12 protein-coding genes are annotated in these 16,075 nt (G+C 36.0%); 7 read left to right on the forward strand and 5 right to left on the reverse strand.

The features are described from left to right. Positions 1-54: 54 nt before the first annotated feature. From M2373_RS12265 to rimP, 5 genes are all read right to left on the reverse strand, one after another. Positions 55-1,311: a RagB/SusD family nutrient uptake outer membrane protein gene (locus M2373_RS12265; RefSeq protein WP_409013203.1), complete on the reverse strand. Its 1,257-nt coding sequence runs from the start codon at positions 1,309-1,311 to the stop codon at positions 55-57. Between the two features lie 369 nt (positions 1,312-1,680). Then, the gene (locus M2373_RS12270) at positions 1,681-4,518 is read right to left on the reverse strand and encodes a SusC/RagA family TonB-linked outer membrane protein (RefSeq protein WP_259111058.1); all 2,838 of its coding nucleotides are present in this window, start codon (positions 4,516-4,518) and stop codon (positions 1,681-1,683) included. 309 nt (positions 4,519-4,827) lie between these two features. Further along, positions 4,828-7,836, reverse strand: coding sequence for a translation initiation factor IF-2 (infB, locus tag M2373_RS12275; protein ID WP_259111060.1), 3,009 nt, complete (start codon positions 7,834-7,836; stop codon positions 4,828-4,830). Positions 7,837-7,915: 79 nt separating this feature from the next. Next, complete coding sequence (nusA, locus tag M2373_RS12280; protein WP_259111062.1) at positions 7,916-9,151, reverse strand: transcription termination factor NusA; 1,236 nt, start codon at positions 9,149-9,151, stop codon at positions 7,916-7,918. Positions 9,152-9,167: 16 nt separating this feature from the next. After that, positions 9,168-9,635: a ribosome assembly cofactor RimP gene (gene rimP / locus M2373_RS12285; RefSeq protein ID WP_259111064.1), complete on the reverse strand. Its 468-nt coding sequence runs from the start codon at positions 9,633-9,635 to the stop codon at positions 9,168-9,170. Positions 9,636-9,852: 217 nt separating this feature from the next. On the opposite strand from rimP, the gene M2373_RS12290 reads away from it, so the two are divergent. The 7 genes from M2373_RS12290 to M2373_RS12320 all read left to right on the forward strand — a co-directional run. Then, entirely contained in the window at positions 9,853-11,166 is a 1,314-nt protein-coding gene (locus M2373_RS12290; RefSeq protein ID WP_259111066.1) for a UDP-glucose/GDP-mannose dehydrogenase family protein, read from the forward strand. A gap of 88 nt (positions 11,167-11,254) precedes the next feature. Beyond that, positions 11,255-12,334 (forward strand): dTDP-glucose 4,6-dehydratase, encoded by a 1,080-nt coding sequence (gene rfbB / locus M2373_RS12295; RefSeq protein ID WP_259111069.1) that lies wholly within the window; start codon positions 11,255-11,257, stop codon positions 12,332-12,334. A gap of 15 nt (positions 12,335-12,349) precedes the next feature. Next, on the forward strand, positions 12,350-13,213 hold the full coding sequence (gene rfbA / locus M2373_RS12300; protein ID WP_259111071.1) for a glucose-1-phosphate thymidylyltransferase RfbA: 864 nt from the start codon (positions 12,350-12,352) through the stop codon (positions 13,211-13,213). A gap of 176 nt (positions 13,214-13,389) precedes the next feature. After that, on the forward strand, positions 13,390-14,238 hold the full coding sequence (locus M2373_RS12305) for an ABC transporter permease (RefSeq protein WP_259111073.1): 849 nt from the start codon (positions 13,390-13,392) through the stop codon (positions 14,236-14,238). 23 nt (positions 14,239-14,261) lie between these two features. Then, the gene (locus M2373_RS12310) at positions 14,262-15,521 is read left to right on the forward strand and encodes an ABC transporter ATP-binding protein (RefSeq protein WP_259111076.1); all 1,260 of its coding nucleotides are present in this window, start codon (positions 14,262-14,264) and stop codon (positions 15,519-15,521) included. Beyond that, positions 15,518-15,919, forward strand: coding sequence for an FdtA/QdtA family cupin domain-containing protein (locus tag M2373_RS12315; protein ID WP_259111078.1), 402 nt, complete (start codon positions 15,518-15,520; stop codon positions 15,917-15,919). Before M2373_RS12310 ends, M2373_RS12315 begins: the two co-directional genes overlap by 4 nt. Further along, positions 15,909-16,075: FdtA/QdtA family cupin domain-containing protein (locus M2373_RS12320; RefSeq protein ID WP_259111103.1), on the forward strand; the 167-nt coding region annotated here is incomplete at its 3' end. The genes M2373_RS12315 and M2373_RS12320, both read left to right, overlap by 11 nt.

Below are 16,075 nucleotides of genomic sequence, written 5' to 3' on the forward strand. Positions count from 1 at the left end.
CAAATAAAAAACCCTGCTTGAAGCAGGGTTTAATATTATATGATTATTGTTTGATTAATAACCTGTATTTTGCTGAGCATTCGGGTTAGCCGAAATTTCAGACAATGGGATTGGGAATGTATATCTGTAATCACCATTCGCCAAGTTAGAAGTTAATACAATATCATCTGTATTATTTCTATCCATAGTTACACCTGCTTTAACAGCAAGACGCTTAAGATCAATATAACGGTGACCTTCAAGAGCTAATTCCACTCGTCTTTCTTGCAATACATCAGCCCAAGCAGCTTGTGCACTTGCATAAGTAGGAGCAGCAACAGGGCCCGTAAAGTTTCTTGCATCTCTTACATTCTTGATGTAACCTGCTGCAGTAGATAATTGACCATCATTAATAGCACATTCAGCTAAAATGAAATACATTTCAGAAAGTCTAAATAATTTCACATCATTTCTGGTGTTAGTACCTGTTTTACCTGGATACTTATCTACAACAAGACGGTCTGATGACCTTGTCTGACCTAAGTTATTTGGATATAAAGTTGCATAGTTTGCATTTGCAGCAGTAGTAGGGTCTCTGTTTACCAACCATCTAATATCTCCATTAGAATGTCCACTTACAAATAAATTATATAAGTTACGGCCCCAGAACCACATTGGCGATCCAGAAAGAGAAGAACTATTTGTATTCCAATATGTTCCAATCGCAACACCATTTCCTGTTAAAGCAATACGTCCTAACGAGAAAATTGATTCACCTCTGTTTTGATCAACCCACATCTGTCTGTAAGGATTGAAAGAAGATCCAACCGCATAGAAAAGAGTTCTCCATGCAGAGTTATCAATTGTTGGTGCAGCACTAGTTGTGATAGGAGTTGCAGCAGCTAATGCAAAACTATTTGCCGCTACAGCCGTAGAAGCTGTAATAACAGCTTGTGCATAAGTTTTAGCTTGTGCATAATCCCCTTTATACAAGAAATATCTAGCAGATATCGCATTAACCGCACTTCTACCAATAAAATACTGTGTAGGATCAGCAATACCATTAAATGTATTTCTCGCAAACGTTAAATCTTCTTCAATGAATGCATAAATATCAGAATTTTTAACTCTGGGAAGTTTAGCATGAAGATCTGGAACATCCTTCACTAGTATAACCCCTAGAGCATTCGGGTCTTTCATATCAGTTGAAAAATAAGTTTCCAATTGAAGATATGCAAAAGCTCTCATAGCTCTTGCCTGAGCTAAGATTTGAGTTAATCTAGTTTGGTCTGCAGCATTTACAGGAGTTATTCCTTCAGCACCTCTAATCAAACGATTTACGTGGTTAATAACTGCATAATTATTTTGCCAAACTGTAGCAACAAGCGGTTCTTGAGAAGTTAGAAAATAACGGTGTAATGAAAATTCCTGACCTCCGCTAGAAGCTCCAGGCTTTACTTCATCTGCAAGTACAGCAGAACTATAGATAGCAGGTCCAGGCTCTAATGTTCCGTATACGTTACCCATCATATAATTATAAAGGGCATCAGTAGTCGTAAACGGAGTTCCATCATCCTCAACTGTTCCTGGTTGCAAGTTTGTGTCTAGTGCATCACTACAGCTCTGTAACGCTCCTAAAGAGACTAAAACAGAACCAATTATAGATATATTTAAAATTAATTTTTTCATTTCAACTTATTATTAAAATTGTACATTAAGTCCTACTGAAATCGTTTTAGGATTTGGATAAACACCTAATGAGTAAGCAAACATCGGCTCTGGATCGTAACCTTTCCATTTTGTGAATGTTGCTAAGTTTTCCGCCTGAACGAATACTTTAACCCCTGTAATAGGAAGACCTTTTAATAAGTCTTTGCTGAAGTTATATCCGAAAGTCACATTTTTAAGACGGATAAAATCAGTTTTGAAAAGATATCTGTCTGAAGAACCCTCTAATCCTGAATTATTAGCAGTTATAGATGGTATATTTGTATTTGTATTATCTGGAGTCCAAGAGTTTAAAATGTCACCGGCAAAGTTTGCTCCCGTACCTAATGAACTAGGATCCATTAACCAAGAATATACGTTGTCATACATCCAACCTCCTGCTTGGTAACTGAATAATACATCAGCAAACCAACCTTTGTAATTAGCATTTAGACCAAATCCTCCTGTAAATTTAGGAACATAAGATTTACCTGTTAACACTTTATCATCTGGAGAAGGAGATTCTGTAATCTGTCCGTCTTTACCGATAAACTGTTGTTCACCTGTAGCTGGGTTAACTCCTACGTACTGATAAAGATTCCATTGTCCGATTGGACCTCCTTCTGCGTTTACGTTATCATCAGAAAGGTCAGCTCCCTCAAACGATAAGATCGTGTTTTTGTTATAAGCACCATTAGCAAAAATAGATAAGCTATAGTCTTTATTTTTCAACACATTAAATCTCAATGAAGCTTCGATACCTTTATTCTCTAACTCACCGTTATTACCATTAATTGTATATTGTCCTGTAACAGCAGATAATGTAATATTATTAAATAGTCTTTCAGTTTTCTTTTTGTAAACATCAATAGTACCTTCTACCACATTCTTGAATAAACCAAAGTCTAATCCAATGTTACCTTGACTAACTTTCTCCCATTGTACATTTGGGTTACCAACTACTGCATTATAACCAACAGAGTTCATATACCCTGTGTTACTTGCAATTAAATCGGTATAAATATTAGATCCAGGGAATAATGGGTTACCATTGTTAGTTGGTTGAATTAAGTTCTGGTTACCTGTAGTACCATAAGACCCTCTAAGTTTCAACATATTTACAACTGTTGAACCTTCTAAGAAACTTTCTTTCTCAATATTCCAACGAGCTCCAACTGACCAAAATGTTTCCCATCTGTTTTCTTTCGGGAATCTGTATGATCCATCTCTTCTTACCGTTCCACTCACACCATACTTACCAGCATAATCATATTCCAATGTTCCGATTACTGCTAAAGTACCCGCATTAATCTTACCTGCTTGTACTGTTGGCACATATAATGACGGTGTTGCAGGGTTAAATGGAATATATCCAGTTCCTGCTCCTAACGACCAGTTAAATGGATCTAGTCCGTTTTGTTGATTAAGCTTATATAAATAGTGAGCTTTCAAATAATCTAAATAACCAGCAACTGTTAAAGAGTGATCACCAAATTTCTTATCAAATGTAATATTTGTTACAGAGTTGAATGTTAAATCTTTTGTATTGGTCATTTGCTCAAAACCTCCGTACTGAGCTCCTGCTGCTCTTGCTGCAAGAGATAAATAACCTGTAGGGTTACGAGCAAAAGTACGGTCACTTTCTCTGAAGTCCATACCAGATCTGTTTCCAACTGATAACCAATCTGTCAATTTATAATTTACGTTTGCATTCGCAAGAATAGAAGTTTCTGTAAATAAATTAACAATACCACCTCTTACGATATCTGCAAGTACCCATCCAGGATAGTTAGTCCCAGCACCACCAATTTGGTTGAACATATCTTGTCCATTAACAAACGGATAAGGCTCCAAGTAACCAGGCGTTCTCAAAGAACCAAAAAGAGGGTTTTGGATAATGTTTGCAGAAATACCATCATTTGTTTCCTGATCTAGCTGGTGACGTTTAGAATATCCTACTGCTAACTGCATACCGAAAGTCAATCTTCCATCATCAGACTTACCACTTAAGTTATTTCTTAAAGTAAATCTCTGGAAATCTGTAGACTTAAAAGTACCATCCGTATTTAAATATCCTAATGAAGTATAGTTATTAATATTTTTTCCTCCTGACGAAATACCTAATGTATGCTGTTGCAACATTGCAGTCTGGAAGAATTGCTTATTCCAATCTGTTTCTGGTATTGCATCTTTTTGTGCATCTGTATATCCAAATCCAACTCCATACTGATCTTCCAAGTCTAGCAACTGTCTTCCGCTTAACATATTGTATTTAGTCTTAGGCAAAACAGAAAAAGATGTAAGCATATCATAGGTAACTTTTAAGCCACTATTATATCTTGCATTTTTAGTATTGATTACCACAACACCATTAGCTCCTCTGTTACCATAGATAGCCGTAGCTTGCGCATCCTTCAGGATACTGATGTTATCAATATCTTCTGGGTTTAGGTTTCTAAACTGAGATGCAGAAGTAATCAATCCATCAATAACATACAATGGATCTGTAGATGCATTGATAGATGACAGACCACGTACCATAACATTGATCTTACCAGAACCAGGAGAACCTGATGTAGAGTTAATACTAATCCCCGGCGCATTACCCTGTAGGGAATTAATAAAAGAAACGTTTGGACGGTTTTCAAGAGCTTTAGAATCAACAGTTACCGAAGCAGCAGTAGATTTAGCTTTTGTACTTTTTTTGCTATATCCCAAAACTACAACCTCCTCAATTTGTCGAGTGTTTTTAGTAGTGTCTGTTTGAGCAAATACAGCTTGGCCTGCAAAAAACAAGACACCAGCTGTTAATACACGTAATTTAACATTCATATTAACAAATTTTAATATATTTTAATGGGCAAATATGTTAATAAATATTAACACTTGCAAGTTTTTCTACTACATTATGATCATAATTATTTGGAATTTAACTTAAAAATTACTTAAATTAAATGAAATATAACAACAATACCTACTTATTATTTATTAAAATGTAATTTTTTTACAACAAAAAAAAGATTTAACACATTTTCACTAAAAACAAAATTATTATTTAGAATCATTATAAATTAAATTATTTTTATGAAATAAAAAAACCACTTTAAAAAAAGTGGTTTTTATTTTAATCAAAAAGTGGAGTTATTTTAATTTTTTCTTTACAGCTACTTCTTCGTAAACCTCAAGAATATCACCCACTTCAATATCATTATAACCTTTCAAATTCAATCCGCATTCGTAACCTTTTGTTACTTCTCTTACATCGTCTTTGAAACGTTTTAAACTCTCTAATTCTCCATCAAACTTAACAATACCGTCTCTCAGTAATCTTACTTTTGACTGTCTTGTTACTTTTCCGGTAAGAACCATACAACCTGCGATTGTTCCTACTTTAGAAATCTTGAATACCTCACGGATTTCAACATTACCAATTACCTGCTCCTGAATTTCCGGAGAAAGCATTCCCTCCATTGCTTCTTTCACTTCATCGATCGCCTTATAGATCACTGAATATGTTCTGATTTCAATTTCTTCACGATCTGCAAGATCTTTAGCATTTGCTCCGGCTCTTACGTTGAATCCGATGATAATTGCGTCAGATGCAGCAGCAAGGTTGATATCAGATTCTGTAATCTGTCCTACACCTGAGTGAAGAATTTTCACACTGATTTCTTCTGTCGAAAGTCTTTGCAACTGATCAGAAAGAGCTTCCACAGAACCATCCACGTCACCTTTAAGGATAATATTCAATTCTTTGAATTCACCTAAAGCAATACGTCTACCTAATTCTTCAAGTGTCGTATGTTTCTTAGTTCTGATTGACAATTCTCTCTGTAACTGCTCTCTCTTATTAGCAATAGCCTTACCTTCACTTTCATCAGCATACACACGGAATTTATCCCCTGCTGTAGGAGCTCCGTCCAATCCTAAAATTGTTGCCGGAATCGAAGGACCTGCTTCTTCAAGATTTTTCCCTCTTTCATCCAATAAAGCTTTTACTTTACCGTGATTTTTACCTGCTACAACGTAATCTCCAACTCTTAAAGTTCCCGTTTGCACCAACATTGTTGCTACATAACCTCTACCTTTATCTAGAGATGCTTCAATAACAACTCCGTTTGCTGCACGTTCAGGATTAGCTTTCAACTCAAGCATTTCAGCCTGTAATAAAACTTTTTCCAACAATACATCTACGTTATTACCGAATTTAGCTGAAATCTCCTGCGCTTGAACATTTCCACCCCATTCTTCAACTAAAACCGGAGGGTTTAAGCCAGAAAGTTGCTGACGGATATTATCAGGGTTCGCATTTGGTTTATCCACCTTATTGATTGCAATAATCATTGGCACCTGTGCAGCCTGAGCATGCGCAATTGCTTCTTTCGTTTGAGGCATCACATCATCATCTGCAGCAATTACAATAATTGCAATATCGGTGATCTGTGCACCTCTCGCTCTCATCGCGGTAAAGGCTTCGTGACCCGGAGTATCCAAGAATGTAATTCTCTGACCATTTTCAAGCTTCACATTATAAGCACCGATATGCTGCGTAATTCCACCTGATTCCCCTGCAATTACGTTAGTCTTTCTAACATAATCCAATAATGAAGTTTTACCGTGGTCAACGTGTCCCATTACAGTAACTACAGGAGCCCTTGGCAATAAGCTTTCTTCAGTATCGATTTCGTCTTCTGCATCGTTTTCTTCAAGATCTGCATCTGAGAATTCAATTTTATAACCAAATTCATCAGCTACTAACAATAAAGTATCAGCTTCCAATCTTTGGTTCATGGTAACCATTACCCCTAGTGAGAAACAAGCAGAAATTACTTCTGTCGGAGAAACATTCATTAAACTTGCCAATTCACCTACAGTAATGAATTCGGTTACCTTTAATGTTCTGTCTGCCGCATCAATTTCCTGCTGACGTTCGTCCTGTTCTCTTCGGTAGTTTCTCTTATCTTTTCTGTGTTTAGCAGATTTAGATTTACCACCTTTATTTGTTAATTTCTCAAGAGTTTCCTTGATCTGATTCTTAACTTGTTCGTCAGTTAATTCAACAGGCATCGTTCTTTGCCCCGGTCTGTTGTTACCAAAACGGTTCCCACCCTGACCTGGCGGACGATTTCCCTGACCACCCTGACCTGGCGGACGGTTTCCTTGGTTATTTCCAAAACGGTTTCCACCCGGGCCTCCCTGTCCTTGCGGACGGTTTTGACCACCTTGCCCCGGAGGACGGTTTCCTTGCGGTCCACCTTGTCCCTGAGGACGGTTTTGCCCACCTTGGTTATTGTTATAAGGACGGTTTCCTTGTCCTCCACCTTGGTTATTATTGTTTCCGCCCTGTTGGTTGTTTCCACCACCTTGCTGGTTGTTTCCACCAGGCTTCTCAATTCTTTTTCTTTTCTTTTTAGCCCCAGAACTTGGTTTTGGTGCAAATTGAGTTAAGTCGATCTTTTCACCAACGATTTTAGGACCGTCAAGCTTTTGATAAACTGTTTCAATTTTTTGTGGTTCTTGAGGTTCTTCTTCTGTTTTCTTCGTTTCAACAGGTTTTACCTCAGCAGGCTTAGCAGCCTCAACAACTGGTTTTGGAGTTTCTTTCACAGGTTCTACAACTGGTTTTTCCTCAACTTTTTTCTCCTCTTCTTTAGGTTTGTCTTTTTTCACTGGTCTATTTCTAGATTCTATTTGAGACAAATCTATTTTATCCAGAACTTTAAATTCCTGCTTTTCAGGAGCTGCTTTTACCTCAGGAGCAGGTGCAGCCTCTTCTTTCTTCTCCTCCACTACTGGAGCAGGTTTTTCAGCAGGAGTTTCTTCAACTTCAGGCTTTTTAGATTCAAGATCTATTTTACCTAAAATTTTAGTTTCCGGTTTATTAGCTTTAGCTCTTATTACTTCAGGGGTCTTTTTCTCTTCGATTTCCAGTTTTTCTTCCGGAACTTTAGTGATAACCACCTCATGGGAAGCTTTACGCTGCTCACCGTCTTTGGCAAACTCAGCTTCCAATGCAGAATATGCCGCTTCTTCTAATTGAGCGTTAGGATTGCTTTCAACCTCGATACCCTTAGCTTGTAAAAATTCTACTAATCTGGACATCGAAATATTGAATTCCTTAACCGCTTTATTTAATCTAATTTTTGGCATCTATACTATTTACTGTTTTTTAATTCTATAAAATTAAAGTATTTCTTTTTTACTGTTTATTAAAATTTATTTAAAAATCTTAATCTTCAAATTCTTCTTTTAGAATACGTTTCACTTCTTCGATAGTTTCTTCTTCAAGATCTACCATATTCAGAAGACTTTCCGTTTCTTTATCTAATACTGATTTCGCAGTAGTAAGACCTACTTTCTTAAATTCATCCAAAATCCACTGCTCGATATCGTCATTAAATTCTCTTAATTCAACGTCGTCATCTTCGCTGGCTTCTCTATGCACATCAATTTCATAACCTGTCAACCAAGAAGCAAGTCTGATGTTTTGGCCTTGTTTTCCGATTACTTTAGAAATCTCTTCAATAGGCGTGTATACCAATGCATACGACTGATCCTCATTGATGTCAATTTTATTGATGGTAACATTTCCTAAAGCTCTCTTCACCAAAATCTCAGGGTTTTTAGACCACTGAATAACATCGATGTTTTCATTTCTCAACTCTCTTACAACGCCATGAATTCTAGACCCCTTCACCCCTACACAGGCACCTACAGGATCAATTCTGTCATCATAAGCATCTACTGCTATTTTCGCCTTCTCACCAGGAATTCTTACTACTTTTTTCAAAATAATAGTCCCATCCTGAATTTCAGGAATTTCCAGCTCTAATAATTTCTCTAGGAATTTAGGTGCAGTTCTGGAAATAATAATCTGAGGTTTTGAACCTTTGAAATCTACTGTTTCAACAATAGCTCTGATATTTTCACCCTTTTTAAAGAAATCCGATCCTATCTGATTTTCTTTTGGCAAAATAAATTCGTTTCCTTCATCATCAAGCAAAATAACGTGCTTGTGACGGATGTGGTGAATTTCTCCGACAACAATTTCCCCGATTTTATCTCTAAACTGCTCATACAACATGGCGTTGTTATGCTCCTGCAGTTTGGTAGCAAGAATCTGTTTCAAAGTAAGGATATTTCTTCTTCCCAACTGAGCTACAGGAATTTCCATCGTAAAGTCTTCTCCAACTTCGAAAGTAGGATCGATTTTTTTAGCTTCAGAGATCTCAATTTCTAAATCATCATCTTCAGACATCTCGTCTTCTACAATTGTTTTATTTAAAAATATCTGAAAATCTCCTTTATCAGGGTTAACAATCACATCAAAATGATCATCTGAATCATATCTTTTTCTCAAAAGTGTCTTCAGTGAATCTTCAATAATCGCCATAAGATCAATCTTACTGATCCCCTTTTCGTCTTTAAAATCACCAAAGGATTCAATCAACGCTATATTGTCCATTTATTCTTTTTTCTTTTTAAAATTTAATTGTTACTAACGCTTTTTTAATCTCAGAGTACGGAATTTCTTTTTCCTCCTCCACATCTACTTTTCCTTTCCCAATATCTTTTGGTTTACGGTAACGCAGAATTAATGTAATTTTTTCTTCATCAACTTTTGCAAGTTCTCCTTCTGTTTTAGTAGAGTCATTCAATAAAACTTCAATTTCTCTTCCTAAATTTTTAGCAAACTGTCTCGGAGTCGCAAGAGGCTCACTAAGCCCGGCAGACATTACCTGAAGGCTGAAATCATGCTCTTCGCGATCCATATTGAATTCTATTGCACGGCTTGCATCCAAACAATCCTGCAAAGAAACGCCATTGTCACCGTCTAAAATAACAGTGATATCATCCCCTGCAGAAAACTTTAAATCAATGAGAAATAAATCTTTTCTGGTGTCAAGGAATTCATTTAATAATTCTTCAATTCTTTTTCTAAACTCCATAAAAAATGTAATCTTGATTTACCTGTACGAAAAAAGGCTTTCTTCCGAAGGCCTTCCCATTTTTTCCGTAAATCCATTGCAAATATACAAATTTTTCTTAAAAAACCAAAATCTCCTTATTATCAATCGAATAAGTTAAAATTGATTTACATTAAATTAAAGGTTGTAGTGAAGGTATTTTTATTATTTTTGTCTAGAATTTTTAAAAACATACATTTTGAATATAACGATTGTAGGAACAGGTTATGTAGGATTGGTAACAGGTACTACCCTAGCAGAACTTGGCAATTCAGTATACTGTGTAGATATTGATGAGAAAAAAGTAGAAGGTATGAAAAACGGCGTCGTTCCCATTTATGAGCCGAACCTTGAAGAAATGTTTCTAAGAAATATCCAGGCCGAAAGATTATTTTTCACAACTAATCTAAAAGAAGCCTTAGATAAAAGCGAGGTCATTTATCTTGCATTACCAACTCCTCCGGGAGAAGATGGCTCTGCAGATCTTTCTTACGTTCTTAAAGTAGCCAACGACATCGGTGAAATGATGACCGAATATAAAGTCATCGTTAATAAAAGTACCGTTCCGGTAGGCACAGCTGATCGGGTAAGTGAAGTCATTTCCTCAAAAACAAGTATTCCTTTTGATGTAGTTTCCAACCCTGAATTCCTTAGAGAAGGCTTTGCTGTAGAAGACTCTATGAATCCTGCGAGAGTAGTTGTAGGATCAAGTTCTGACAAAGCAAAAGATATCATGGCTAAAATTTATCAGCCATTTACCAATACAGGAATCCCTATTATTTTCATGGATGAGAAATCTTCCGAACTTACAAAATATGCCGCCAACTCATTCTTAGCCGTAAAAATCACGTTTATGAATGAAATTGCCAACTATTGCGAAAAAGTAGGTGCTGATGTAGATAAAGTAAGACTCGGAATGGGAAGTGATGACAGAATAGGACACCGTTTTTTATTCCCGGGAATAGGATATGGAGGAAGCTGTTTTCCGAAAGATGTGAAGGCATTGATAAAATCCGGTAAGCAGGAAGATTTTAATTTTCAGATTCTGGAAGCTACAGAAAATGTAAATATTGCCCAAAAAGTAATTCTTGTTTCAGAAATTGAAAAACATTTCGGAGGAAGCGTTCAGGGCAAGACCATCGCCATGTGGGGACTGGCCTTTAAAGCCAATACAGACGACATCCGTGAAGCCTCTTCACTAGACAATATTGCTTTACTTTTAGAAAAAGGCGCGAAAATTGTTGCTTATGATGCCGTGGCAGAAAATAACGTTCAAAAAATACTAGGAGACAAGATTCAATATGCAAAAAGCATGTATGAAGCATTGGAAAATGCAGATGCCTTATTTATTGCAACAGAATGGCCTGAATTTAAAAATCCAAACTTTGAACTGATGGCTCAAAAGATGAACCATAAAGTGATTTTTGACGGAAGAAATATGTATCCGCTGGAAGTTCCTGAACAAAACGGATTCTTTTATAAAAGTATCGGACGTAAAACGATTGGAAAGTAGCCAACATAAAGTAGTCCCAAATTATAGTTATTAAAATGTAACCTTAAAAGCCAAGAAGCAACACGCCAATGGCCAATAATATAAAAACATGAAAAATATAATCATTACTGGAGGAGCAGGATTTATTGGCTCGCATGTGGTAAGAGAATTTGTAAAAAACAATCCGGACTCCAAGATCATCAACCTTGATGCTCTGACGTATGCCGGAAATCTTGAAAACTTAAAGGACATTGAAAATGAGCCCAATTATGTTTTCGAAAAAGCAGACATTACAAAACCTGAAGAATTAAGAAAAGTATTCGAAAAATATAATCCTGACGCTGTTGTTCACCTTGCTGCTGAAAGCCATGTTGACCGAAGTATCACAGATCCGATGGCATTTATCAACACCAATGTAAACGGAACTGCCAATCTATTAAATCTTTGTAAGGAATTCTGGACATTAAATCCAGATCACACCCACGGAAGATTTCCGGATGAGAAAAGAACAAACCTTTTCTACCATGTTTCAACAGATGAAGTATATGGAAGTTTAGGTGAGACTGGATTCTTTTTAGAAACGACTTCTTATGACCCACAATCTCCATATTCAGCTTCCAAAGCAGCTTCCGACCACCTGGTAAGAGCCTACGGAAACACCTATGGAATGCCTTTTATTATTTCAAACTGTTCAAACAATTACGGACCTAATCATTTCCCTGAGAAACTGATTCCTCTTTGCATATCAAACATCATCAACGAGAGACCTTTACCTATCTATGGTGACGGAAAATACACAAGAGACTGGTTATTCGTAATTGATCATGCCAAAGGTATCCACCAAATTTTTAATGAAGCCAAAACCGGAGAAACATACAATATCGGAGGTTTCAACGAGTGGCAGAATATCGATTTGGTAAAAGAACTCATCAAACAGATGGATGAGAAATTAGGAAGACCTGAAGGACATTCAGAAAAATTAATCACTTTTGTAAAAGACAGACCCGGTCACGATAAACGTTACGCCATCGATGCAACAAAATTAAATTCTGAACTGGGATGGAAACCATCTGTAACTTTCGAAGAAGGTCTGGGGAAAACCATAGACTGGTATCTTGAAAATAAAGAATGGCTGGAAAACGTAACGAGCGGTGACTACCAGAAATATTACGAAAACCAATATAACTAAAACACAAATTTAAAGATGAAAGGTATCATTTTAGCCGGAGGCTCCGGAACCAGACTTTACCCTCTTACCATTGCCGTGAGCAAGCAGCTAATGCCCGTTTATGACAAGCCGATGATCTACTACCCTCTTTCTACATTGCTTTTGGCAGGTATCAAAGACATTCTGATTATCACAACTCCTCATGACCAGGCCGGTTTTATTAAACTTTTAGGTGACGGTTCACAGATCGGATGTAATATAGAATATGTAGTACAGCCAAGCCCGGACGGATTAGCTCAGGCATTCATTCTGGGTGATCAATTCATTGGCGACGATGCTGCCGCATTGGTTTTAGGTGATAATATTTTCTATGGCTCAGAAATGGGAACTTTATTGAAAAATAAAACAAATCCGGATGGAGGTGTTGTTTTTGCCTATCACGTTTCAGATCCTGAAAGATACGGAGTGGTAGAATTCGATGATGACTTCAAAGCCGTTTCTATTGAAGAAAAACCGGCAAAACCAAAATCGAATTACGCTGTTCCCGGATTATATTTCTATGATAATAATGTGGTGGAAATTGCCAAAAACATCAAACCATCTCATAGAGGAGAGCTTGAAATCACAGACGTCAACAATGTTTATCTTCAAAACGGAAAGCTTGAAGTAGGAGTATTAGACCGAGGTACTGCCTGGCTGGATACCGGAACTTTCGACTCTCTGAATGACGCTTCTGAGTTTGTAAGTGTTATTGAAAAAAGACAAGGTTTCAAAATTGGCTGTATTGAAGAAATTGCTTTCAGAAATAAATTCATCAATGAAGAGAAATTACTGGAAACAGCTGCCAAATATGGAAAAAGCGGGTATGGCGAATACCTTAAAAAACTTGTTAATAAATAGCAATCCACTTTAAATATTTATAAACTATTGGCTTTATAAGTCAATAGTTTTTGTTTATAATAACAAATATTAATATATTAGTTGTTATTTTCCTGTTTTATGTGAATGATATTTCACAGATAGAAAAATAAGGTAAGAATTAATTATTATAAATTTGCACTAAAATTTTTACACAGATGAATGAACCACAACAAAAGTGGACTGAAACGATTGGAGCCAACCATTCTTTATTTGATTTAAAATTAAAAGAGGTCTGGAAATACAAGGATCTTGTTTACATGTTTGTTAAAAGAGATTTTGTATCCAGTTTTAAACAAACGATTTTAGGTCCTATCTGGTTTTTTATTAATCCCATTTTAACAACTATTGTTTACTTAGTAGTTTTCAGTAAAATTGCTAAACTACCTACAGATGGAGCTCCCCCATTGCTGTTTTATCTAGCAGGTGTTACTCTCTGGAATTATTTTTCTTCTTCCTTATTAGGAACATCTTATACTTTTGCAGGAAATGCTAATATTTTTGGGAAGGTTTATTTTCCGAGACTGGTTACACCGCTCTCCATTGTATTATCCAATTTAATGCGTTTCGGAGTACAGCTCATTTTGTTTATACTGGGCTGGGCTTATTACTTCTATAAAGGTGAAGCACATCCTAATATCTGGATTTTGGCCACTCCTTTTTTAATACTTCTGATGGCATTATTTGCATTAGGAGTTGGAATGATTTTTTCTGCTCTCACAACCAAATATAAAGATTTGAGCATGCTACTTGGTTTTGGAGTCAGTTTATATATGTATGCTACCCCTGTTATATTTCCGGTATCTTCACTTCCCGGGTTTTTCAAAAAACTGTCTTACTATAATCCTTTGACTGGTATTTTTGAGTGCTTTAAATATGCATGGATAGGGGTTGGAGATTTTTCTCCATTAATGTTGGGAATCAGTACTGTTATTATTCTTATTCTTTTGGCAATAGGAGTTGTGGTTTTCAACAAAGTTGAAAAAACATTTATGGATACTGTATAATCTATTAATCAAAAATTAAAAAAATGCTGGCTTTAAAAGCAGAAAACATATCAAAACAATACCGCTTAGGACAAGTAGGTACAGGAACCCTTTCCCATGATCTTAACAGATTCTGGCATACCATAAGAGGAAAAGAAGATCCTTATTTAAAAATCGGAGAAACAAATGACAGAACCACAAAAGGAAGCTCTGAATATGTTTGGTCTCTTCGTGATATCAATTTTGAAATTGAACAAGGTGATGCTGTCGGAATTATTGGCAGAAACGGAGCCGGAAAATCCACCTTGCTAAAACTTTTAAGCAAGGTAACCAAACCAACAACTGGTCAAATATATACTAACGGTCGAATCGCCTCACTTTTAGAGGTAGGAACAGGTTTTCACCCTGAAATGACAGGACGTGAGAATGTATATCTTAATGGAGCAATCCTGGGAATGACCCGAAAGGAAATTTCACGAAAATTTGATGAGATTGTAGCTTTTTCAGGTGTTGAAAGATATATTGACACTCCTGTAAAAAGATATTCTTCAGGTATGTATGTTCGTTTGGCTTTTGCTGTGGCTGCTCATTTAGAATCTGAGATTTTAATTGTGGATGAAGTACTTGCCGTGGGTGATGCTGATTTTCAGAAGAAATGTCTCGGTAAAATGAATGATGTGGCAAAAGGCGAAGGAAGAACGATTCTTTTCGTAAGTCACAATATGACTGCTGTAAAAGAGCTCTGCAATAAAGGCATTCTTTTAAATCAAGGAACATTAGGCTATGAAGGCAATATGCTTGATACTATTATTGAATACCAAAAAAATAATTCTGCATTAACTCATTATTTAGATAATGGAAACCCTGAAGAAAGTGTAGGAAACGAAAATATTAAAATTAAAGAATTTTCCGTATTACCGATTAAGGGAGGCATTATTGATATTGACTCAGGAATAAAAGTAAAATTAGTTTTTCAAAACAATCTGCCTAATATAAATTTAGATACAACTTTTGAATTAAGGAATTATGAAGAACTTGTAATTTTCCATGTCGGAAAACTTGTCACTGAAAACCAAGATTCTAAAACAGGTGTCTATACTGTAGAGTTTGATATTCCTAAAGGATTATTAAATTCAGGAAATTATTACTTTAAATTAATTTTTGGAAAAAACCAGACTGAAGTGTTGTTTGCTATTGACAATTTTGTTGGATTTGAAGTAGAAAACGTAAAAGTAGGAAGTAAGCTACATACCTATCCTGGAATCATAAGACCTGATTTTGATTATAAAATGCAAACTCCATGATACCTAGACTCATTTCGCTACCCAAGATTTATGACAAAAGAGGTAATTTATCTTTTTTTGAACATCCGAATCAGCTTCCTTTTGAGATACAGAGAACTTACTGGATTTATGATGTACCGGGAGGAGAAGTAAGAGGAAGTCATGCATTTAAAGAACAGCAGGAATTCATTATTGCTCTTTCAGGGAGCTTTGATGTGGTAATTCATGATGGATCTGAAGAACAAAGATTTTCATTAAACCGATCTTATTACGGATTATACATTCCAAAAATGTATTGGCGAAGACTTGAAAATTTCTCCACCAATTCATTGGCGCTTATTGTATCAGACAAATCATATAATGAGCAGGATTATATCAGGGATTTTGAAGAATTTAAAAAGCTTTTGAATGAAAAATAATCTTTCAGTATTCGATTGTAGTGTGATTGATTTGGGTAAAATCAATTTTGATGAAGGCAATCTTACGGTAGTTGAAAACAATTCATCCTTTCCTTTTAATGTAAAAAGAATATTTTATTTATACGATATCGCAGGCGGAGAAAGCCGTGGAGCACA

Origin of the sequence: Chryseobacterium sp. JUb7 (assembly GCF_024806495.1) — a bacterium.
GTDB lineage: Bacteria > Bacteroidota > Bacteroidia > Flavobacteriales > Weeksellaceae > Chryseobacterium.